This is a genomic window from Oceanobacillus sp. GQ8 (assembly GCF_059758495.1).
Genome location: NZ_JCAXEV010000004.1, coordinates 99,889 through 121,143 on the forward strand (window position 1 = coordinate 99,889; position 21,255 = coordinate 121,143).

21 protein-coding genes and 1 other annotated feature are annotated in these 21,255 nt (G+C 38.7%); of the genes, 3 read left to right on the forward strand and 18 right to left on the reverse strand.

Annotated features, from left to right (window positions below; translation table 11 throughout):
- Window positions 1-107 precede the first annotated feature (107 nt).
- From AC6CHS_RS12915 to AC6CHS_RS12925, 3 genes are all read right to left on the reverse strand, one after another.
- Window positions 108-677: a nucleotidyltransferase family protein gene (locus AC6CHS_RS12915; RefSeq protein ID WP_498236672.1), complete on the reverse strand. Its 570-nt coding sequence runs from the start codon at window positions 675-677 to the stop codon at window positions 108-110.
- A gap of 66 nt (window positions 678-743) precedes the next feature.
- A complete protein-coding gene (locus tag AC6CHS_RS12920; protein ID WP_498236674.1) occupies window positions 744-1,769 on the reverse strand; it encodes a C45 family autoproteolytic acyltransferase/hydrolase in 1,026 nt (341 codons plus the stop codon).
- A gap of 559 nt (window positions 1,770-2,328) precedes the next feature.
- Complete coding sequence (locus tag AC6CHS_RS12925; protein WP_498236676.1) at window positions 2,329-2,844, reverse strand: hypothetical protein; 516 nt, start codon at window positions 2,842-2,844, stop codon at window positions 2,329-2,331.
- Window positions 2,845-3,074: 230 nt separating this feature from the next.
- Window positions 3,075-3,335 (forward strand) — a binding site (T-box leader).
- 65 nt (window positions 3,336-3,400) lie between these two features.
- Here AC6CHS_RS12925 and AC6CHS_RS12930 point away from each other — a divergent pair.
- Entirely contained in the window at window positions 3,401-4,645 is a 1,245-nt protein-coding gene (locus AC6CHS_RS12930; protein WP_498236678.1) for an MFS transporter, read from the forward strand.
- Window positions 4,646-4,710: 65 nt separating this feature from the next.
- Here the strand turns inward: AC6CHS_RS12930 and AC6CHS_RS12935 are convergent, their stop codons facing one another.
- Window positions 4,711-5,679, reverse strand: a complete 969-nt coding sequence (locus AC6CHS_RS12935) for an MsnO8 family LLM class oxidoreductase (RefSeq protein WP_498236680.1) — start codon at window positions 5,677-5,679, stop codon at window positions 4,711-4,713.
- A gap of 182 nt (window positions 5,680-5,861) precedes the next feature.
- Here AC6CHS_RS12935 and AC6CHS_RS12940 point away from each other — a divergent pair, with 182 nt between their 5' ends.
- Entirely contained in the window at window positions 5,862-6,428 is a 567-nt protein-coding gene (locus tag AC6CHS_RS12940; protein WP_498236682.1) for a cupin domain-containing protein, read from the forward strand.
- 48 nt (window positions 6,429-6,476) lie between these two features.
- Here AC6CHS_RS12940 and AC6CHS_RS12945 read toward each other — a convergent pair whose 3' ends face one another.
- The 7 genes from AC6CHS_RS12945 to AC6CHS_RS12975 all read right to left on the reverse strand — a co-directional run bounded on the left by AC6CHS_RS12945 (window position 6,477) and on the right by AC6CHS_RS12975 (window position 14,261).
- Window positions 6,477-7,571, reverse strand: coding sequence for a glycerol dehydrogenase (locus AC6CHS_RS12945; protein ID WP_498236684.1), 1,095 nt, complete (start codon window positions 7,569-7,571; stop codon window positions 6,477-6,479).
- Between the two features lie 112 nt (window positions 7,572-7,683).
- On the reverse strand, window positions 7,684-8,550 hold the full coding sequence (locus AC6CHS_RS12950) for a thermonuclease family protein (RefSeq protein WP_498236685.1): 867 nt from the start codon (window positions 8,548-8,550) through the stop codon (window positions 7,684-7,686).
- A 53-nt stretch (window positions 8,551-8,603) separates the two neighbouring features.
- Window positions 8,604-9,440 (reverse strand): alpha/beta fold hydrolase, encoded by an 837-nt coding sequence (locus AC6CHS_RS12955; RefSeq protein ID WP_498236687.1) that lies wholly within the window; start codon window positions 9,438-9,440, stop codon window positions 8,604-8,606.
- Window positions 9,441-9,463: 23 nt separating this feature from the next.
- A complete protein-coding gene (locus AC6CHS_RS12960) occupies window positions 9,464-10,327 on the reverse strand; it encodes a hypothetical protein (RefSeq protein WP_498236688.1) in 864 nt (287 codons plus the stop codon).
- Window positions 10,314-11,252 (reverse strand): WD40/YVTN/BNR-like repeat-containing protein, encoded by a 939-nt coding sequence (locus AC6CHS_RS12965; protein WP_498236690.1) that lies wholly within the window; start codon window positions 11,250-11,252, stop codon window positions 10,314-10,316. The genes AC6CHS_RS12960 and AC6CHS_RS12965 overlap by 14 nt, the downstream gene beginning before the upstream one ends.
- 64 nt (window positions 11,253-11,316) lie before the next feature.
- Window positions 11,317-12,069: a CPBP family intramembrane glutamic endopeptidase gene (locus tag AC6CHS_RS12970; protein ID WP_498236692.1), complete on the reverse strand. Its 753-nt coding sequence runs from the start codon at window positions 12,067-12,069 to the stop codon at window positions 11,317-11,319.
- Window positions 12,070-12,656: 587 nt separating this feature from the next.
- Window positions 12,657-14,261 carry a BCCT family transporter gene (locus AC6CHS_RS12975; RefSeq protein ID WP_498236694.1) on the reverse strand — a complete coding sequence of 535 codons (1,605 nt, stop codon included), beginning with the start codon at window positions 14,259-14,261 and terminating at the stop codon, window positions 12,657-12,659.
- 172 nt (window positions 14,262-14,433) lie between these two features.
- On the opposite strand from AC6CHS_RS12975, the gene AC6CHS_RS12980 reads away from it, so the two are divergent.
- Window positions 14,434-15,990 (forward strand): ABC-F family ATP-binding cassette domain-containing protein, encoded by a 1,557-nt coding sequence (locus AC6CHS_RS12980; RefSeq protein ID WP_498236696.1) that lies wholly within the window; start codon window positions 14,434-14,436, stop codon window positions 15,988-15,990.
- A gap of 41 nt (window positions 15,991-16,031) precedes the next feature.
- Here AC6CHS_RS12980 and AC6CHS_RS12985 read toward each other — a convergent pair whose 3' ends face one another.
- The 7 genes from AC6CHS_RS12985 to AC6CHS_RS13015 all read right to left on the reverse strand — a co-directional run bounded on the left by AC6CHS_RS12985 (window position 16,032) and on the right by AC6CHS_RS13015 (window position 21,124).
- A complete protein-coding gene (locus AC6CHS_RS12985; protein WP_498236698.1) occupies window positions 16,032-16,634 on the reverse strand; it encodes a hypothetical protein in 603 nt (200 codons plus the stop codon).
- Between the two features lie 13 nt (window positions 16,635-16,647).
- Window positions 16,648-16,809 (reverse strand): hypothetical protein, encoded by a 162-nt coding sequence (locus AC6CHS_RS12990; protein WP_498236699.1) that lies wholly within the window; start codon window positions 16,807-16,809, stop codon window positions 16,648-16,650.
- Window positions 16,810-16,839: 30 nt separating this feature from the next.
- Entirely contained in the window at window positions 16,840-17,103 is a 264-nt protein-coding gene (locus AC6CHS_RS12995; protein WP_498236701.1) for a YesK family protein, read from the reverse strand.
- Window positions 17,104-17,631: 528 nt separating this feature from the next.
- Window positions 17,632-19,320: a DUF2207 domain-containing protein gene (locus tag AC6CHS_RS13000; protein ID WP_498236703.1), complete on the reverse strand. Its 1,689-nt coding sequence runs from the start codon at window positions 19,318-19,320 to the stop codon at window positions 17,632-17,634.
- A gap of 129 nt (window positions 19,321-19,449) precedes the next feature.
- Window positions 19,450-20,421, reverse strand: coding sequence for a peptidoglycan DD-metalloendopeptidase family protein (locus tag AC6CHS_RS13005; protein ID WP_498236705.1), 972 nt, complete (start codon window positions 20,419-20,421; stop codon window positions 19,450-19,452).
- Between the two features lie 121 nt (window positions 20,422-20,542).
- On the reverse strand, window positions 20,543-20,740 hold the full coding sequence (locus AC6CHS_RS13010; RefSeq protein WP_498236707.1) for a hypothetical protein: 198 nt from the start codon (window positions 20,738-20,740) through the stop codon (window positions 20,543-20,545).
- Window positions 20,741-20,788: 48 nt separating this feature from the next.
- Window positions 20,789-21,124, reverse strand: a complete 336-nt coding sequence (locus tag AC6CHS_RS13015) for a hypothetical protein (RefSeq protein ID WP_498236709.1) — start codon at window positions 21,122-21,124, stop codon at window positions 20,789-20,791.
- Between the last annotated feature and the right edge of the window lie 131 nt (window positions 21,125-21,255).

The following is a 21,255-nucleotide window of genomic DNA, read 5'->3' on the forward strand; positions in this document are numbered from 1 at the left end:
AATGTTATCCTGACGAAAAATACTACTATGATATTATAGAGACCTATAACAAATAAGATCCTAAACTACCTGACTGCCATTGCATATGATGTACTAAATTAGCCTACTTAATCTTCATGAGAATGCACTTCTATCTTATGCCAAATAGACTGCCAGTTTTTCTTTTTAATTCTCTCTTTATAAATGGCCTTCCGATCGCTACTTTCGGCAAAATACGGGGTTGGCTTCACCTTTAAGTCTACTACATCTTTAATTCCACAAGGAGCGGCTAAAATAATTTGATCTTCATGGTTTAGCTTCACCCCTAGGGCTGTGGCTGTTTCTGGAAATTTAGAAATAGCGTCTTCTGAAGATGTGTATGGCGCAACGTGATTTACCATATGCATCCTCGCTTCGTTTTTTACCGACCAGGGAACTTCAGGAAGCATTTCATGCAGCTTCGCTTCTAGTTTCTTTTCTTCTAATTCATCTATGTTGGTTTTATCAAAAAAGATAACATCTACGTCTGGGAGAGTTGTCTTCTTAAAACCGTGTAATGTGTCCCAGATTTTGGAACGTACAAATCCGGCACATATCCACCAATTCGGCAAATCTAGCTTTTTAGCTATTTTCAGTATTCGCATCATTTCTTTGTCATCTTGTATAAGCTTTATTATATCTTGTTCGGTTTTCACCATGTGGAGACCCCCTATACGGATCGTTTGTTCTATTTTTAGTTTAACATAGTAGGAGGTGTTTGTTTCTCAAATTTCGTCTTCCTCAATAAATCCATTCATTTTCTGTACATCTAAATTCACACCCTTGACCCACTCTTTCAAATCTATCTCTAAGACCCCCTCGCTTTTAGCAATAGTCATAAGGATTTTCGCTTTTTTATAAGAATAGGAGAAGGTATGTAGGGTTCCAAACAGGTTTTGATAATCAGTGAAAAAAAGCGGTGAAGTAGGATTCTTAAAAAGATTAAACATTTCCTCATGGGTCATTAGGTCCGCTTCTAATCCACGTAAAAAAGCATTTCGTTGAATCGAACCGGTGATGATATCCCTGTTTTTCTTTCGCATTGTCTGCTCCTGAAAATGATTTACACAGGAGAGCGTTTTCTCTCCACGTCTTACCATCACGCAGTCAGGGCTAATCTCCACTTCAGCAAAATCACCAAATCGATCACCGATGGAAATATTGTAGCAAGCAGCATGAGGTATCTCTTTTAATAATTGAGTAGCCTCATCAACAGTACTACAAGTATCCAAAACCATACGGACCGCTAACCAGGCTGAAATCCCTTTGGTATATGATTGATTGCTAACAAAATGTAGCCCTGCCACTAATCCTTCCTGGTTGACACCATCGTGTCTCCCTAATAGAAGAAGATTATATCCCGCTGTAGCAAACGCTTCTTTTGGCTGACTAAGTGTGAACAGCCTATCATAGAATTCCGGTGAAAAATCATAATTTCTCACATAATATTCTTTTGTAATAATTGCAGAGCATCCCATCGCCTTCGTTTTCGGAACATCATACCCACTGAACATAGCTGCAGCCTTGCTAAAGGAGATATTCAAACCATCTGCTATTCCCGTCAGCTCTTCCAGTAAGTGTGGTGCCAATGCGGTGTATACAGACTTCATACTTTCCTCGTCAATAGCTGATTTTGTTATCGAATCATATGTATTCAATATTGGTCGGTTACGATAAAATTCCCCTAAATCCCTTCCTATTTGATAAGAACTGTTCCTTACCTGAAGCACATCCACAGTAAATGAACTCATCATTTTTCGTCTCCTTGGTTCGATTATTTAATTCCATTATACGAACAACAAGGCAGGAGTTCCTGTCTTGTTATGCTCCTTAAGGATAGGTATACTTTCAACTAACAACTATTTAGGAAAAGAACACAAGTCATCATTACCTTGACCAAAGAAGGTCCTATTTATGATATAGTTAAAAGACAATAGACTGGCTTCACATGAGGGGGTTGGTGCGCTTCTCTTTTTAGGACAATTCCTAAAAAGGAGGTGGTGCCAATGGGGATTGAATCGGTGTTAACGTTAATGATATCCTTCGGGATGCTTATTGCGTTTATCATGTCTGACAAGAACCAAAAAAAATAACCCCTCATGTGCTTTAGCCAGGCGCTGAGGGATTACTTCTCTGAGTGTACCGCCCCCTTATGGGGTTGGTCTATTGGAACCGTTCCATGTGTCCAGCATGGAGCGGTTTTTTATACATTATGCTTATTTGTAAATAGTATACCACGAATAGTGAGTAAATACACTCTTTTACTGGCGATGGGAAAAGCTACGGAATGTCAGGATATATGTGTGCACATCAGTGAATTATTTGCATAGCTGTCAAAAGGTTGAAAATATTCACTGCTGCTAGGACCCATTTTAAAGCACGTTGTCCTCTAAATGCATAATAAATACCAATTATAGGAAAAATTAATGTTCCCAAAATATATATCATTCCAATTACGCCACTAATGTATTCACTTAGTAACATGCCACCAAACCAAACAGCAAAAAAGCCTAAAACACAAATGAACGACGCTTTCAGATTTCTGCTTCCAAGATCCTTAACCCAGGCTCTACCTACCTCTATGTAGAAATCTTCTTCCTCTCTCTTTTCGCGAACCGCGATAAATGCTGCTATTAACTCCTTAGAACTCTTATTCTGAACAGGCTCTGGCCCTTCGGTAAAATCTTCATTCAACTGCTCATTCTCTAAAAGACTCTTATGCAAGGATTTCAAAACCTTGTTTACCTCTTTATAGTCCTTTTCCTTCCTGCTTCTTTTCTTCAAAACAGAATGAACAAAGAATCGAATTGCTTTAAGATAAATCATTGATATTAATCTGCCAAACATAAAAATGTTCCCTTCTCGTTATAATTGTCCTGCAAATAGATCCTTTAACTATTATCAGTTTACCATATCACAAGAAGAATGAGGATGGTTGGTTATGGACTACAATGCATCAATGCAATATGGTGTGGTGTGATTGTTAGATAAATAATTAAGGTAAAATTTAGGATTGCGCTTCATTCCGTTCCATGCTAAACTATCTAAAATTATTTAAAAAGACGATGACGAGAAAAGTAAATGAAGCCAATGCACAACAGAGAGCTCCGGTCGCTGAAAAGGAGTGTGTATTTATTCATTGAAACAAGACTCTGAGTAGCACGCTGGATTGATACATGATAGCGTGACAGGCGCTCCTGTTACAGAGCTAAAGTATAAGCAAAGCAAGCTTTGCCGTACTTGAAGAGGTTAATATGGTGACATATTAGCAAACTGGGGTGGCACCACGATTTAGAATTTTAAATCTCGTCCCTAAGACATTACGTCTTGGGGGTGAGATTTTTTTATTTTGCATTTTTTATTTGAAAGGAGTAGAGGAAGAATGAAGGCAAAGTCTAATAGCAAGTATCCCTTTCTATTTTTGTTAAAGGTTGGCATATCAAACATTGGAGAATGGGTTTATTTCATCTCACTGAATCTTATTGTCTTAAATATGACAGGCTCCGCTCTAGCCGTAACCGGCCTATATTTAATAAAACCATTGGCCGTCCTGCTCACGAATTTCTGGGCCGGCAGCCTTATCGATCGAATGAACAAACGGAGATTATTGATGGGACTAGATTTATTTAGAGGGATGGTCATTGGCTTTCTCCCCTTATTTGCAACATCTCTTCCGCTTATCTATGTGACGGTATTAATCATAAATATGGCGGCTTCGATGTTTGAACCAGCTTCTATGGCCTATATGACAAAATTAATTCCACCTAAAAAACGTAAACGTTTTAACTCTATTCATAGTTTTGTTACATCAGGGGCTTTTTTAGTTGGTCCTGCTGTTGCCGGCATTCTGTTTTTTATAGGAACACCACCATTGGCTATTTACATCAATGGGTTCGCTTTAATAATTGCAGGACTTATAACATGGATACTTCCTGATCTTGAGAAAGGGAAGATCGTTTCTGGCGAAGATCAAGAAAAATCTAATACAATAGAAATTTTAACAAAAGATTGGCAAGCAGTTTTAACTTTCAGCCTTACGAATCGATATATTTTTCTTATATACTTTCTATTCAGTTCCGTCATGATGGTTTTAGCAAGTGCAGTGGATTCACTGGAGGCTGCCTTTGCTAAACAAGTCCTCTTCTTATCAGATAGTGAATACGGATTTCTGGTTACGATAGCTGGGACTGGCATTATAATAGGAGCTAGTATTAATACAATAATTGTACAAAAACTAAAAACCTCCCTTTTAATAGGAGGTGGATCTGTATTTGTTACAACTGGATATATTGTGTATGCCTTCTCCACTAACTTTCTAATAGCCGGGATAGGCTTCTTTATTCTTGCCTTTTTCATCTCTTTTGCTAACACTGGTTTCCTTACTTTCTACCAGCATCACATCCCAACTGATATGATGGGACGGATTGGAAGCTTCTATAATTTGCTGGAAGCAATCTTGATAATTGTTGCAACTGGCTTCATGGGTGTAGCCACATTATTCATATCAATTCGGTTGACTGTCACCCTGGGCGTATTCCTCATGTTAGCGTTGTCGGTTGTCTTGCTTGGTGCCAGTGTATCCCCTTCAAGGAGGAGATTTTTCCAGTCCCATATCTCAGACCAATGATGGCAATTAAAATCTTTAGTAAAAAGGAACATGGCTATACCCCCATGTTCCTTCCGTTTTGATTCTTAAGAGAACAATTTCTTAATCCTTTGATACGACCGCTCTTTTTCTTTAAAATCATAGAGGTTGGTTAAAATTAACCAGTCCTCACACTTATAAATTTTTGATAACCGAAGGAGCTCTGATTTAACTTTTTCTGGACCACCAATAATCATTCGGCGTCTATTAAACTGTATCTTCTCTTCCTCTGACACACTTAATTGTTTCTCATTAGCTTCCTGCACACTAGGAACACGACTATCCAACCCCTTTTCCACCTGCAGGAGCCAGAGATCCTGGCTCCGCGCTAACTCCTCAGCATGTGCATCGTTTTCACCACATACTACAAAGACCGCTGTTCTGCTTACAGGGGATGGGAAGAGACCAGGTTTAAACATTTCACGGTATTGTTGATGGCTCGCTTCTCCCCTTTCAGGCTTTATGAAGTGACCGAAAACATAGCCTATCCCTAGTTCTGCTGCAAATTCTGCACTATTCTCTCCTAATCCGAGACTAAATAAGCTAGGAGCCACTTCCGTGCGTGGAGCCGCTCTAACTTTTCCTTCTCCCTGTATAAAACGCAGGAGATTTTGTAGTTTTTCTGGGTATTCAGCCATTTGGTTCGGCTTCCCATCAGCCAATAACGACCGAATGGTTTCATTTCCACCAGGTGAACGCCCTACGCCAGCTTCAATTCTTCCAGGGTAAAGAGCTTGGAGCTGTAGTAACTGAGCTGCAACCTTATATGCACTGTATTGCGGCAGCAAAATACCACCACTTCCTACAGCTATTTTCTTCGTTTGTCCTGCAATAGCAGCCATCATGATTTCTGGAGAACTAGAAACAAGACCTTTTGTTCCGTGATGTTCTGCAAACCAATATCGCTCATAGCCCAATTCTTCTACATATCTAGCCAAATCTATTGTACGCACAGCCATTTCTTCTGCACTCATACCCTTTGGCTGTGCCATCTGATCTAACACACCTAACCGCATCCGTTAAACCCCTTTTTCGTTCCATTTTCCCTTATTACGTAGCGGAAGGAAAGATAAACGCTCATACTACTATAATGCTTTATAATCGAGCCAACTATAGACATTACTTCTACACAATTTTCAATGACATTTACCCAATCTCTTACATACTATAAGAGCAAAATGTGAAAGGATTGAAGTCTATGTATTATTACCCTTATCCCCATCCACATGTTATTGCTACACACTATAATGCTTTCCCACCTGAATACACTTATTATCCAGCTGTTCGTCATTATCCTGATTACTATGGAAATAATTGGCCACAAAGTGATCTTCCGAGAATTACACTAAAAGATTATGGTCACCAACCCTTTGTTACCAATATCGAAAGAGCAACCAAGCAGAACAATACCTTCCGTACTGCCTTATGGAGCGGAGACCATCTGCAAGTTACGTTAATGAGCATTCCAGTTGGAGAGGACATTGGACTAGAGCTACATCGAGATGTAGATCAATTTCTGCGCATTGAACAGGGTCGTGGCTTAACCGAAATGGGCAAAAAGAAAGATAACCTGTCGTTCAAACGCCGTGTGTCTGATGATGATGCTATCTTTATTCCAGCAGGGTTTTGGCATAACATTACAAACACTGGTAACAAACCACTGAAATTGTATTCCATCTATGCTCCTCCAGAGCACCCATTTGGCACTGTTCACGAAACGAAATCACAAGCAATGGCATCTGAATCAGGTTATCATCATTCCTAACCAAATAAAAACAGATCAAGGAACTCATCCCTGATCTGTTTTATTCACTTATGACTTACTTAATTGGTCTACTGCCAGAAGAGCATCTGCCACATCTTCTGCGGTAATTGCTGGAGAAAGATTGCCCATTGTATCTGCTTCACTTGTTGCTGCTTCGCCAACTTTAACAAGATCTTCATAGGATGCATTATCCAGATGCAAATCTTTTAACGTTGTCGGAAGGCCAAGTGATTGATAAAAGTCAATATATTTTCTAATTTCCGCTTCTGGGTGTAATTCTAATACAAGATGTGCGAGTGTTCCATACGCAACTTTCTCGCCATGTGTTAGATGGTGTATATCTCCCTCTAATACTGTAAAACCGTTATGAATGGAATGTGCTCCAGCTAATCCACCACTTTCAAATCCTAAACCAGACAGCAATGTATTTGCCTCTACAATAGCTTCCACATGCTGGGTTACAAGACCTTCTTTTACTGCTTTATAGGCTGCTTGTCCATATGCAAATAGTGTTTCTTCACATTTTTCCGCAATAGCTTTGGCAGCAATGCTTGTCTTCCCACCAGCCATGGTATCACTGTTACTCTTAATCGCAGCTCTTGCTTCCACCCATGTCGCCATAGCATCTGCAATACCTGAAGCAAATAATCTTGGTGGTGCGCCTGCTACTACTTTTGTATCAACCAGCACAAGGTCTGGATTCTTCTTATAAAAATTATAGGATTCAAATACCCCTTTGTCAGAATAAATTACCGACAAAGCACTTGTTGGTGCATCTGTGGAAGCTGTAGTAGGAACAATAATTACACCTGTGTCCAATTGATCAGCAATCGCTTTTGCAGTATCAAGTGTTTTACCACCACCGACACCTATTACGGCGTCTACTGATTCTCTCTTTCCTTCATCCGTAATTCTGTTTATTTCATTCCAAGATGCTTCTCCATTAAATTCTACATAATGATAGGCCAATTCTTCTTCTTTAAAACTTTTTTCAATAGCTTCTCCTGTTATTCCCCATACCGTTTCGTCAGAGAGGATTAAAGGTTTTCGTGTTGCAGTTTCCTTAACATGTTTCCCAATTTTCTCTAAAGCATTTTTTCCTTGGATATACTTACTAGGTGAAACAAATACAATCTCAGACATCTAATCACTCCTTCATGTTATTTATGCTTATAGTATACCACTATTCCCCACCGTTTGTTCAAAACTTCACAAACTCTTCATATTTTAAGTGTACACCAATATTTATGTTACCCTATGGCAGACTCTCGCAAACCAATCCGTCGTCATCATTTCCATCTAAGCGATGTGAATCTTTTTCTGGTCCCCCAGCTGCCTCAAAAAATATTTGTGCTTCCTGCTGGGTATCAAAATCTCCACAATCCCTGTCAGGGCCATTGGGGTCGTAACTTACTTTATTTGAAGCCTCGGGCTCTTTATCTCTATTGTTTGCAGATTTCTCTTCCTCATCTTGATAATAAAACCCTTCATCTGTCACATATCCTTCTCTGCTCCAAATACCAAGTTCATTATTCTTTGCCCTATTCTGTGCTTTCATGTATGCCTCAAAATGTGTATAAGGCGGATCGTATACATATGCAAGACGGGCTAGCCCATGTTCTAGCAGTGTTTGATTAAACATCTCACCATCTACCCAAATATAAGCAAGGAGTCGGTCATATTTATCCCTAGCAGGCCCGTCAAACTCGAGCTCTATCTGTTTCCCTTCCAGCCTCTCTTTTGCAAAACTGCTCGCTTCAGGTCCTAAAGGCTGGACTGGCTTGGATGGGTGCTTTGTCTCTGGTGTATCTACTAACAGCAAGCGTACCGTTTCTTCCTTTCCGTTATAGATCACTTTGACCGTGTCGCCATCTACCACTCTGCTCACTTCAGCCCCTTCCATAGGCTCTTCTTGTGTGCCAGTCCCTTTATTATGGTTTTCATTCTCAACCTCTTTTTCCTGTTGCTCGGCTTCCTTTTCGTTCCCGTCTTCCTCTATAGGCTTTTCAGTTTCTTCTGATGTTCCATTTGCCCCCGAGTCCTCGATTGTTCCACAGCCTACAACAATAACTAACAAAAATGCGGCAATCATAACTTTCTTTATGTATATATGTAATTTCATGCTGTGCCTCCCTGTATGCTTTGAAGTAATATTTTCCGATAACGTCTACAAAACTATCCGCACACAAATTTAAGGATGGTTTTTTTGAATTCCACCTGATTTTCTATATAGGGATGATGCCTGCCCTTTAATACTCTTACTTTCTTATTTCTAAATTGAAATAATTGATGATGAGTTGGGCCCACTGCGTGATCATTTTCCCCAGCAATAATCAGCACTGGTTTTGTAATTGTCTTTGTTATCAATGAAAAATCTCGAAAATAATCTTTTGAGGAAAACACAAATTGCTGGAACTTTACATCACTATTTAAACCAACTTGGTCTATTAAGTCTACTTCTTTCTTCATTTCTAAATCGGAATATTGGAACGAAAAATAAACATCTTTTTCTAACAAACTAGTGAGCATTTCGAAATAGGTTTCCATAAATGATTCTAAACTCAATGTATCCATTTCTGGCACATTTCTTTTTAATAAAGAAGCTCCTCTTATAATCTGATGTTGAAAAGAAGCTAACATATGTAGGGTTACATTTGATAAGATCATCCCTTTAGTCCTGTTGGGAAATTTGCTGGCATAATTTACTGCAATAATTCCACCAAAAGAGTGACTCATAATCAACCATTCTTCGATCCCCAAATGAATGCGTAACGCTTCTATATCCTCAACTACTCTCTCTAAGGAATAGTCTTGTATAAGACTGTGCTCAGATCTTCCACATCCCCGCTGGTCCAAGTAAATCATCTGCAAATTTTCTTCTAGCAAATCCCTTGCATAGTGTTGAAACGATTTACTCCAGTATCCCGGTCCCCCATGCAGAAATAGCCAAGGAGCGCCCTTTCCACTAATGTCATAATACAACTCTAATCCATCACTTGTTTTGAACTTCATTCATTTCTAGCCCCCAGAATATTTTAACGCGTGGTTTTAAAATCTAATAAAATTGGTTCACTGTTTTCTAAACTAGCCTTATATAATGTAATATTTCCGACAGTTGGTTTAGAGGCATCTGCAAGAACCTCAAAGTTTTCATTTAATGCTATACTCCAAACTACTCCATTATTCCGTTTCAAACTAATAGCGAGTGTTCCAAATTGCTCAATATTCTCCCATGAAAAAAGTTCTATTTCACCGTTTTCTTTAACAGAAATCCCTTCTGTATCACTTACTATCTGAACATCTTTAGCCTGCCATTGACCATGTATTTGTGCTCCCACATAATAATAGGACCCGCCATTCCCACGATCACCATAGGTTGCAATAAATTGTTGTACGGAATCGTCAGTAGCTTCATATGTAAATGTTGCTACGTCATTCGCCAGCCATTCTACCGAAACATCTCCTGCTACCTCATTAGGTAGAACTTCTTTTGGTCGGGCCAAAATGCCATAATAGGAGCGATAGTATGTTGTTTGACCTGTTTCCACATCTTGTTTCATTGACAGAACATGCTTCCAATCCGGGGAGAGACTTGTTATATTTTTGGTTTCCTTGTTATCTCCAACAAGCAGAATTCCATTTCCTACCATAAAGAGGAACATTACAACAAAGATGGTTATCATTATCTTTTTGCTAACTTTAAGCAAAAGCAAGATGGATAATGCTAGACACATGGCCCACAAACTATTGATAAGATAAAATAACCGATTATCAACGTACTCTACATTATACCGCTCATGGACAAGAAGATATCCCATCTGTACACAGAAAAAGCCAACAGCACAGAAAAATAAAACCCACCCGATTATCTTAAAGCCACTTCTATTATTCTGTTTCATTCGGCTCTACCTCCGATTGAAATTCCCACGTCTTTCCATTGTCCACTGAAACGAACTCCCCTTTCACCTTTCCACCTTGATAATCACCGTTTGGTCCTTGGTTTACCAGTACGGTTAAATGCTCTTCTTCTATTGTCGGAATTTCAGCCGAGACAAACACTTCTTGATATCTTGCAGGTATTGTAAATACTGCTTTTTCCCAAGTGGTTCCGCTATCCTCCGTAACATATAAATTCGGACTCGCAGGATTAATGGTGCCATAGGACATAAAACCTGTTGATTCACTGATAAAGCCTCCGTCTGAAATTAAACTCTGCGTATCAGGTGTTGCTGTTTCTTCCCAACTTTTCCCACCATCTTGTGTTAAAAAGACTTGGTGATATTCAAAAGACATCGTCCGATCACCTGATAAAATGGCATACCCAAACTGACTATCTGGAAAGTCTACTTTTCTAAAGCGTAAAGGAGGAAACAACTCTGATACAATGGTATCCTTCCATGTTTCCCCTTTGTCAAGAGAATAGGTTAGTTGGACCGGTTTACTTCCTACACCTTCTCCTTGAGTGTGAAGAAAAGCCACACGTTTATCAGTCAAGATATAGCTGCCCTCTATCAGCTCTTGCTTATTTCCATTGTATTCCCCACTAAACAAAGTATCTTTCTCAATCGGGACTTCAGTCCATTCTTCACCCTGGTTATATGTAATGTGGAGCGCTTCGTTTTGCAAAGTATAACTGATCTTTTCATTATTTATTGCATAGAGGGAATCTTGTTCTGGCTCTTGCTCACTCTGTACTTGATTATCTTGTTGATTTGAGACCTCAGGCTGTCTTTCTATTACTTTCTCAGAATTTTGCTGATTTAAAGTTACAACAATCATAACTAGCAACATAAGACCAGACACACTTAGGATGAAATATTTCACTGTAAAGACTCCTTTTTCCTATAATAAATTGCTTTATATTTCGAATTGCTGCTCCAGACATTGTTTAATAGATATTAAATACAAGAAAAATAATAGGGAATACGCTGAATGCTATGTTAACAATGAAATGGCAAACAATAAGGGGAAACAATCTCTTCTGTTTATAATAAATAAATCCACTACCGGCTCCCCACACGAAAAAGGCAACAGCATAGACGAAAGCTCCTTGCACACTTGCAGCCAGCATAACATGTTGCAATGCAAAACCAATGGATGGAATTAAAATAGCTACCCAAAGTTTACTATAATATTTTCTAAACACCGTTTGTGCATAACCACGGTACATTAACTCCTCTATCGGGGCATTAAGAAAAGGAAAGATCAGCGAGACAACAGCTGCAGACCACATCAACCACATTGGACGTGTAAACGCAGGGCTCTCTATATCACCTGCAAAAACGGTTTGGAAATGGTCAACAAAATCCACCCCATATATCAAAAACATCGTTGCTATAACTGCAATCACGAAAGGTATGTATAAAACAAACAGCCATAAGAAACCGAATAAAATATCCTTTCCTAATAGCTCCCTCCGAAAACCAATTAATTCATTAAACGAGCGCCCCTCTTTTTTTAACACTCGCTTTAAAAAGAAGTAACAGAGCACGTTTACAACAGTAAAATAAATGGTTGAAAGGTCAGGAAGAAATGGAAAAGGAAGTTCCAGTCCAAACAGCTTTAACACGACAAAGAGAACCAACAACATGCTAATAAGCAAAGGAACGCGTATAAAGGAAACAATCCATGCATTCTTCAATAAATTGCACTTCCCTTTCATTATAAATTTCAATATATTGGATATTATGCTCTTTGTTTCATATTTTCACTGTGTTCCAGAATTTATAATCTTAAAAGTATCCTATTCTCTTCTTTGTATTGCAGAACAAAAAAGCGAGACTACATACATTTTAACACTTCCCTAAATTTGTTATATAAGAAAATGTTATTTTTAACCTAGAAAAAATACATTCGCCTACATTGCCTTTGCTTCCTGCTAAAATTTTATACCCTAACGTGCAAAAAAAGAGGATGGGTAAAAGTAAATTAAACAAGAAAAAAACGGCTGCTCAAACGAAGTATTGTAGAAAAAGTTCGAATACTTCCGGATAGTCCCTAATTTTTTTGTACCTTGTTCACACTTTAGCGAAGGAAAATGCGGAGACTCCAGTGGGAACAGCACGAGTCCGAAGGCACCACAAGAAGCGATTTTGGCTTCTGAGGAGACTAAGGCCGTGCCCACGGAAAGCGGAGTTTTTTCTGTAGCGGTGATTAAACAGTCTTTTTTCTTACTTTAACGTTCGCGTTTTAAAAAAAGGCTGGGACGTTATGTCCCAGCCCTCTGTCTTAATTATCTACTTTACTATACTTTCTTTTCTTATCTTGTGGTTCGTCCTTCTTCCTTACATTGTGTATGAATGCTTTATCTTCATCAATCATTTTCTTCGCTGCAAAGATGGTCAGTAACTGAAGGACAATGATCGGAAGTCCCATCAGCCCAGAAACCACCTCTAGTGGAGGAAGACCTCCTACACGCATAAGAACAAGCGCTAACGCTGTAATAATTGCTGCAACAATAATACGTAAAGTTCTAGGTGGTTCTGACTTACTCATATTCTGTGTGCCAGTATAAGCGGCAATCGTATACGTTGTTGAATCTAATGTAGTCGTCAAGAATATGGTTGCAATTACGATAAAGATAACCAATGCTACGTTTTCTAGTGGCAGTGAAGATAAAATTTCCGGTATAACTGCCATTTCACCTTTATCACTCACGATATTGAGTACATCTACATCACCTGTTAGAAAACGTTGAATTCCTAACCCACCTAGAATACCTGTCGCTATCCAGGAAATTAAAGTTGGTGCCAACAAGTATGTTAAGATCATTTCTTTAATCGTACGCCCGCGTGAGATTTTTGCGGCAAACACACTGTGTAGCATCGCCCATGTTAAATTGTAAGCAAACCAGAAAACTGTATTACTTTCCACTCGTGTAGTACTTTCCATATTCAACGAGTTTGTATAGAGTGATAAGTCAACGTAATTGGAAATAAGAGAACCCATTGTTTCTGTGAAGAAGTTTAGAATAAATATTCCAGGACCAAGGATCATAACAAATAACGCGAACCCTCCGGCCAAATACATGTTTAACGTACTTAGACGTTTAATACCACGCTCTATTCCTAAGTAGGCACTAAGAGAAAACAGCAGTACCCATATAACCGTAACTATTAAAGTAAGTGTAAAAGTTACCTCTATGTTAAGTAATTCAGATAGATTATTTGTAATAATTGGCGCGCCTAGTCCTAATGTAACAGCTGCGCCGGAAAGGATGCTGACTAGGAAAATAACATCAAGCACTTTTCCCCCGAAACCATCTGTAAATTTGTCGCCGAAAATAACACGACATGCCTCGGAAATCCGGAATAGCGGCTTTCTCCTAACGTGCAAAATATACGCCATTGCTGGGGCTGCCATTACAAAGACAGCGAACGTTTGGAAGCTCCAAAGAAACATGGCGTATGTGTTTCCCCATAGTAGCGCTTCTGTAGATCCTGCTTCCACCCCAAATGGTGGATCTATTGCAACATTTGCCCACTCTACCATACCTGTGCGCATAATCGTTGAACCTAATCCCATCGCTATCAAAATGGACGCATATTCAAATAAAGTAAACCTGGGTTTTTCCATTGGATCGCCGAGTACTACCTTTCCATACTTTGAAAAAGAAAAGAATAACCCTGCTGCTACTAAGATAATAGCGTACCATAGATAGCCCCAACGGAAATTATTTACAATACTATTAAAAATGCTATTCAGCACTTCTAGTGATCTCTGTTCATAAATGACTAACGGAATACAAATCGCAATAACAATTAATAAGGCTGGTGCAAATATCCGATAGTCTATTAAATGTGTTTTTTTCTTTTTCCCACTATTATTCTCCATGTTATGCTACCTCCATTATTTCGATCACATTACTGCATACTACTTTTTTACCACACAGGTTGCTTGCTTAAACCAATAAGAATCTGTTTATTTTTTCCTTGCTCCCTATCCTTTTTCCTTGAGGACCGCTATAATGGGAAATGGAATCTTTAGAAAGAAAAGGTGTTTTTACATGAGTTTATTATCAGTGAATAACTTAAGCCACGGGTTTGGTGACCGTGCGATATTTGAAGACGTATCTTTTCGTTTGTTGCAAGGTGAGCATATTGGACTTCTAGGTGCAAATGGAGAAGGAAAGTCTACTTTTATGAACATTATCACAGGAAAATTAGAGCCCGACGCAGGAAAGGTAAGCTGGGCAAAACACGTACGCGTTGGCTACTTAGACCAGCACGCTGTTCTTAAAAAAGGCATGACCATACGTGATGCACTGCGGACGGCTTTTCAATATCTATACGATATGGAAACAGAAATGAATGATCTGTATGCCAAAATGGGAGAAGTAGAGCCAGAAGAACTCGAGGAAATTCTTGAGGAAACTGGTCGTATACAAGACGCTTTAACCAACAACGATTTTTATATTATTGATGCAAAAGTCGATGAGGTAGCAAACGGGCTAGGACTTGATGACTTCGGTTTGGAGCGAGATGTTCATGATCTAAGCGGCGGACAACGTACAAAGGTGCTACTTGCTAAATTACTTCTTGAAAAACCCGATATTTTGCTTTTGGATGAACCGACAAACTATCTAGACGTAGAGCATATTGTCTGGTTAAAGGAATACCTATTGGCATATGAACATGCTTTTATCCTTGTGTCACATGATATTCCTTTTATGAACAGTGTCGTCAATCTTATTTATCACATGGAAAATCAACAGCTCACCCGATATCCTGGTGACTATGATGAATTCTTACGTGTGTATGAAATGAAGAAGCAACAACAGACTGCTGCTTATAAAAAACAGCAAAAAGAAATTGCCAATCTGAAAGACTTTGTTGCACGAAATAAAGCGAACGCGGCAACAAGTAAAATGGCAATGTCCCGTCAGAAAAAGCTTGATAAGATGGAAGTAATTGAGCTAGATGCCGAGAAGCCAAAACCTCAATTTGAGTTTAAAATGGCACGTACACCAGGCAGATATTTGTTTGAAACAAGTGATCTCGTGATTGGCTATGAAGAGCCTCTGTCCCGTCCACTTAATTTAACAATGGAACGTGGACAAAAGCTTGCCCTATCAGGAGCGAATGGAATTGGAAAAACAACCTTACTGCGAAGCATTCTTGGTGAAATCCCTGCTCTGTCTGGTAGCGTGGAGCTAGGTGAGCATCTGCACATTGGTTACTTTGAGCAGGAAATGAAAGACGTTAGTAAAAAAACATGCATCGAGGAAATTTGGGATGAATTCCCTCATATGAATCAATACGAAGTGCGGGCCGCTCTGGCTCGATGTGGCCTTACTACCAAACACATTGAAAGCAAGGTACAGGTTTTAAGCGGGGGAGAAAAAGCGAAGGTGCGCCTTTGCAAACTGTTAAATCAGGAATCCAATTTGCTCGTACTCGATGAGCCAACCAACCACCTAGATAAAGATGCTAAAGCAGAGTTAAAACGTGCGCTTAAAGAGTTTAAGGGAAGTGTTTTACTTATCTCCCACGAGCCAGATTTTTATGAAGACATTGTAACAGAAGTCTGGAATTGCGAAGACTGGACAACAAAAGCATTTTAGTAAAAACGCGAAGAGCGCCTGATTCAATACAGGTGCTCTTTTTATAATTGCATTGTAACGTAGATCATAAGAGTTAAGAAAAATAGCAATGCCTCTATGTTATAAATGAACGGATTTGGCTTCAACTTTTCCAAGAGTTTGATTTGTTTTATTGTGCTTACGTTAATCATGTTATTCAGGTTATAAATGATCATAAGACTAAAAAGACACATCAATATGGCCATCCATGGTTCTCCGTTTATCCAAAATGATATTGCTAGGAAAATAGACCAAATACTTTTGAAGACATTTGCTAACCCCTCAAAAGGACTTGACAATGTTTCGAGCAACCACGTTGCCCGCTCATTCCATGTTTCAGTTTGTTCCTGCTTTACGACATGTACAATATGGCCCGCTTGAAAACCCATTGTGATAACAAGCATTAGTAAATAAACGAACCCAAAAATACTTCCTGTAAAAAGGAGCCCTTGCTCTAGTAAATAAAATAAGGCGAAAGGTAATGGTAGCCACATAGCATACATAAATCCCATTAATAAATGAAGTAATCCATGTTCCTTGTTTTTGATTAGCTTCATGAATATAAGAAGGGTCGTAACAAATACACCAATCCCTATCCACCCTAGAATAACCGTAGATAATAGCATTGTGTTGCTCCTCCTAACTCCCTAAAAACATTACTAAGACAATGGATAAAAATGCACTCAAAAGAAAGGAAATTAGCCAATCCTTTTTCTTCGTAGTTTTAAGCATGATGTTCAAAAACGAACTAATTGCCATCATAACCAAAAAAGCAAACAAAATCATTATGAAATCTTCCATAGTAACCTCTCCTTTTAATAGTGAACTGGATTACTCTTTAGCCATTTTCTTAGCCATAATGAAAATAAGAATAAATAAATCGATGATTGAGGCAATTAAAGCAGATGTACCTATATATCCCATCCCCATTCCCCCAAAGCCACCTTCAATGAAACCATAAACTATTAGGATTATACTTAGTAAACTCGTAACCATTGCAATAAGTATACCCTTTTCTTTAAACAATGTACTTAATAGAAATATAGCAACACCAATTACTAGCGTTACAACAATAAACTCAAGTAATCCACTCATTGCATAACCTCCACCAGGTGATTATGTTCTCGCAACATAATAGTAGTATAAAAAGATGCCGATAAAGACTAAGAGTACAAGTACGAAATATTTTACCTTGTCCACCTCTTTTTGATAGTGGATGCAGACGCTTAACACAATTAAGTATACTGGCAGGACAATTAACGAGGGAAAAAGCATCATTTTTAGTGACCATTTTATAGACTCCATTATATTTAAAATTGGACTCCCCAAGTCTAATAAAGTAAGGATAAATACAGTACAGAGATAGATAGGAACAGTACATAGCAGTGTCGCAACAATGAAGTATACTAATGTAGTAAACAGAGACTTATTTATTCTCATTAATTACTTCTTCTATCACTTTTATAATTCTGGCTTACAAATCCACAAACTGGTAACTAAATGTTTGGCTATGATAACCTCTGCCTCTATTAGTTAGATAATATCTGAAAATAATTTAAGTTACAAAAAGTATCGGTCGGCTGTTTGCTACTTTTTAAAAAACAGGTCACAAATTATGACCTGTTAGAACGCGCCGGATCCCCCGCCGCCACCGCCAACTCCTGCTCCTCCACCTGGTGTTCCACCACTAGAGGAATATGCCGCCGCTGCTGTTGTATGTGCTTCTTTAAAATTGTGATTAATTGCAGCGGCGATTACCATAAACATGACAAAATCAGTTTGAGTGCCACTGTTGAATTGGGGTGTCCCCTTCATCATCTTGTCACTTGCTTTATTAACATGTTTATTATTTGTACCGAGGCTATAAATAAAGGCACGCTTTTGTTCATCATCTTGTAATTCTTCCCATTCTTGCTCTTGTAAAGAAGGATATTTTGCCTGGAAGCTCTTCCATTGTTTATGGATTCGTACCCCTTTCACCGTGCGTGGTGAGTATAGACAAGCAAAACTGAGGAAAGTTCCGAAAAAGACAATCATAATAGCCAAGCTAAGGAATAATCCATATATACCGAATAAAATAATTAACGGTAACAATAAAAGCGAAGAGATACCAACTACAATACGTAATTTCCCTTTAATAGATTTTAATTTATTTGCTTTTATTTCTTCCAAAACAGCTTGCTTCCACTTATGGAAATCATCACGATATGCTTTATGATTTTTCTTGTCTTTCGTATATGCCTTTAAACGTTTAAGAGTGAATTCTCCATTTCTTCCAATCTTATCAAACAACCAACTCAATAATAGGGATTCATGTTTGTGATCGGTATTGCGTTCCATAACAGTAAAGTGTTCCTCATTATCATGTTTCACAAAGCCTTTACGAACAAGATCTAGTAATGCAGCTGTCAGTGTCTTTTCGTTTACCAAGCGTGCATTCATGTACGCAATGTTAGCTGGGAGGCTCATTTCTTCTTTTGGCACAAAATATGCAGTACCAAAACGACGTTCAACCTCTTGCTGGACGGCATTTCTTTTTCGAACTGTATAAATAATTAGTATTAACAAATAAATGGCAAGAGCACCAATAATAAAAGGAGAAATGGTAGTGAAGAAGTCTTTTCTTGCTTCATAAGCAGCCTGCTTCTCATCTAGTTCTTCTTTTTTAGCAAGAATTTCTTCTCGCATTGCTTTATCCTCTGTTAAAGTGGCGTTTGGAAAGAGGGAAGCATCAAAGGCTGTTCGAATGTTGCCATTTTCCCCACTATCGACATGTCCCATGTTAAAGTGGACGACACCTTCTTCCTCTACGCTCTCTGAGCCAGCAGCTTCATCCTCACCATACGCGATGACTCCCTCTGTCGGTTGAGGTGGATGAACATATACATCCATCTGAATGTAATCGGATTCGTTGCTTCGATCGAAAAACGGCCAGTCAAATCGTGCAACATCCGTATACTTTTCAATTCCATTTTCAATTGTATAGGATAGATCAACCGTGATTTTCTCATCCGATCCACTGCGATAAACACGATATTCATTGTCTTGTTGTTCCACATCTAACGCTCGATCTCCCTCTTTAGCAGAAACATCCAAAATAGCCGTTTCCTCTTTTGGGATGAGTAATCGGGTAATGCCATTAAATTCTCCTTCGAACGCATAGGTATGCGTTTCAGTGACATGAACTTCTCCATTCTCCTGTAAATACGCATCAATTCGTGTTTTTTCTATGGAGTATTCAACGGCCAGTGCCTCGATAGGAAAAATGAAAAGGACCGCTAATATGGTGAGGAATATACTTATTTTTTTCACGTTCTCCGCCCCCTCTAGTTATTATGCAATACGAATTAGCTAGTAAAAAGTTTCATAATGTTTCACAACGGAGACCGACAGCACCAAATAAAAACCTCCCGATTGGAAGGTTTTAATAAAGCTATTAACTTAAAAACCTTCAATTACTTCCCCACGGATAGGCTCCTCAACATTCAATTTAATGCGGAGAGAGGTAGCATTTTCCCATTCAGCACTGTCGGTAACATGGAAATGAATATGTGGCTCACTTGAATTTCCAGAATTTCCGGCTAAACCAAGCAATTCTCCGGCATTTACTTCCTGTCCTTCTTTGACTACAACACTATCTTTCTTGAAATGCGCTAGCACACTATATTCATTATTCTCATGCTTGATGATTACATGATTCCCGGCAGGCTGTTCAGTATTTGTGTCAACACCAGGAGTATTCTCTGCAACCCCATTTTCCACTGAAATTACCACACCTTCTAGAGGTGCTACTACATCCTTTCCGAATGCAAAGTAGTTTTCATTTGCCGTGGAATCACCTTCAAAGGTGCTATTCCCCTCTTTCATCAGCAGGTCATAGGCATAGCGCTGAGGTTCATGTGCATAATGGTAGTTAACGAGCTCGTTTGTGCCACCCCAAAAGGTAAACCATGGTTCGTTGATTGGCATGTGGTAGGTGTTCTTTGTATATACTTCATCACTTTCTAAGTTTGCTGTAATGTTTAATACTTGTAACCCCTCAATTGTTAGGTCTTCACTAAAATAAGCCCTGATTCCCTTTTTGTCTTTTTCGCTAATCCATTGATATTCCACCACTTCTGGTAGACTCATTTCAGAAATTAAAGCATAGCTTTCCACTCCATCATTAAACTGCTCTCCGATTCCTATAAACTCCTCCAATGACACTTCATTTTTAAAAGACTCACTAAACTGGTTATAGATCCGCTCATAATTACCTGAAAGAAATTGCTTTGGGAAATCTACTGCTGCTATGGCTTCTGTCATTGTCTCATCCTTCTCCTCTACTTTATCCGAATTGCCTTCCTTATTACTACAAGCTGCCATTCCGATTATAAATAACACTCCTATACTTATTTTTACAAACGTCCTCATATTCCCACTCCTTTCAATGGTGTTTAACGATTAATACGAATAAGTGAGATGAAAGTTTCGTCCATGACTCGAACCTAACAAATAAGGAAGACCCGGAATTTAAATTTCCGGGTCTTCCTTTTTATTTCCAAGACTGTATGAGATCTTTAAAAAACTCTGTGTTTAATGCCCATGTGAAATGGTCGAAATAACCAAGCCAGTCTGTTCCGGTTAAATGGCCACCTATAACGAAGGAACTAAAAAATAGTGTCATATATATCGCAATGGAGAGAAAGCAGTCAACTGTCTCTCTCCAATATGGTTTGTCTGTTTGCTTCATCTATCGTTTCCTCTTCTCTTCTTATTTTCTGACAAGAAATAAGAAGAACTAGGAGAGGTAATTGGAATGGTATTTTTTTATATGGATGTGCCACGTATATCTTGGTCTATCAGGGTAAAGCAATTCTGTTGTTAAGAGCTTAACCCTTGGAATTGCTCTTGTTAAGAATAGTGGCAGTGAAGGGGGATGATCTGCTTTATCAACATCTGAAGAGACAACTCCATTTGTGATGTGGGCAATTTCTATCTGTTGCACATCTTTAAATGCTGAAACTGTCTCCTCTGAGGAAGCAGATTGCTGTAAATGTTGCACCAATATTGTCGCCTGGCTTATACCGAAGAAAACCAGTACTGCAATGAATAAGTAAACGAATTGCTTCCTCATAATGTCCCCCCTCTATTTTTATCATACCAAGATTATTGATAATTGGATAGATACACTATAAGAATCATCTCCCTTATACTAATTGGATATCTAATGTCGTACTAGAGCAATCCTGCAAAGATAATAAAACA

Bases quoted from the DNA above. Each gene is read 5' to 3' on its own strand.
- AC6CHS_RS12915 (WP_498236672.1), bottom strand. From the start codon at position 677: ATGGTGAAAACCGAACAAGATATAATAAAGCTTATACAAGATGACAAA.
- AC6CHS_RS12990 (WP_498236699.1), bottom strand. From the start codon at position 16,809: ATGGAAGATTTCATAATGATTTTGTTTGCTTTTTTGGTTATGATGGCA.
- AC6CHS_RS12960 (WP_498236688.1), bottom strand. From the start codon at position 10,327: ATGAAACAGAATAATAGAAGTGGCTTTAAGATAATCGGGTGGGTTTTA.
- AC6CHS_RS12955 (WP_498236687.1), bottom strand. From the start codon at position 9,440: ATGAAGTTCAAAACAAGTGATGGATTAGAGTTGTATTATGACATTAGT.
- AC6CHS_RS12950 (WP_498236685.1), bottom strand. From the start codon at position 8,550: ATGAAATTACATATATACATAAAGAAAGTTATGATTGCCGCATTTTTG.
- AC6CHS_RS12980 (WP_498236696.1), top strand. From the start codon at position 14,434: ATGAGTTTATTATCAGTGAATAACTTAAGCCACGGGTTTGGTGACCGT.
- AC6CHS_RS13010 (WP_498236707.1), bottom strand. From the start codon at position 20,740: ATGAAGCAAACAGACAAACCATATTGGAGAGAGACAGTTGACTGCTTT.
- AC6CHS_RS12935 (WP_498236680.1), bottom strand. From the start codon at position 5,679: ATGCGGTTAGGTGTGTTAGATCAGATGGCACAGCCAAAGGGTATGAGT.
- AC6CHS_RS13005 (WP_498236705.1), bottom strand. From the start codon at position 20,421: ATGAGGACGTTTGTAAAAATAAGTATAGGAGTGTTATTTATAATCGGA.
- AC6CHS_RS12945 (WP_498236684.1), bottom strand. From the start codon at position 7,571: ATGTCTGAGATTGTATTTGTTTCACCTAGTAAGTATATCCAAGGAAAA.
- AC6CHS_RS13015 (WP_498236709.1), bottom strand. From the start codon at position 21,124: ATGAGGAAGCAATTCGTTTACTTATTCATTGCAGTACTGGTTTTCTTC.
- AC6CHS_RS12930 (WP_498236678.1), top strand. From the start codon at position 3,401: ATGAAGGCAAAGTCTAATAGCAAGTATCCCTTTCTATTTTTGTTAAAG.
- AC6CHS_RS12940 (WP_498236682.1), top strand. From the start codon at position 5,862: ATGTATTATTACCCTTATCCCCATCCACATGTTATTGCTACACACTAT.
- AC6CHS_RS12975 (WP_498236694.1), bottom strand. From the start codon at position 14,261: ATGGAGAATAATAGTGGGAAAAAGAAAAAAACACATTTAATAGACTAT.
- AC6CHS_RS12995 (WP_498236701.1), bottom strand. From the start codon at position 17,103: ATGAGTGGATTACTTGAGTTTATTGTTGTAACGCTAGTAATTGGTGTT.
- AC6CHS_RS12925 (WP_498236676.1), bottom strand. From the start codon at position 2,844: ATGATTTATCTTAAAGCAATTCGATTCTTTGTTCATTCTGTTTTGAAG.
- AC6CHS_RS12985 (WP_498236698.1), bottom strand. From the start codon at position 16,634: ATGCTATTATCTACGGTTATTCTAGGGTGGATAGGGATTGGTGTATTT.
- AC6CHS_RS12920 (WP_498236674.1), bottom strand. From the start codon at position 1,769: ATGAGTTCATTTACTGTGGATGTGCTTCAGGTAAGGAACAGTTCTTAT.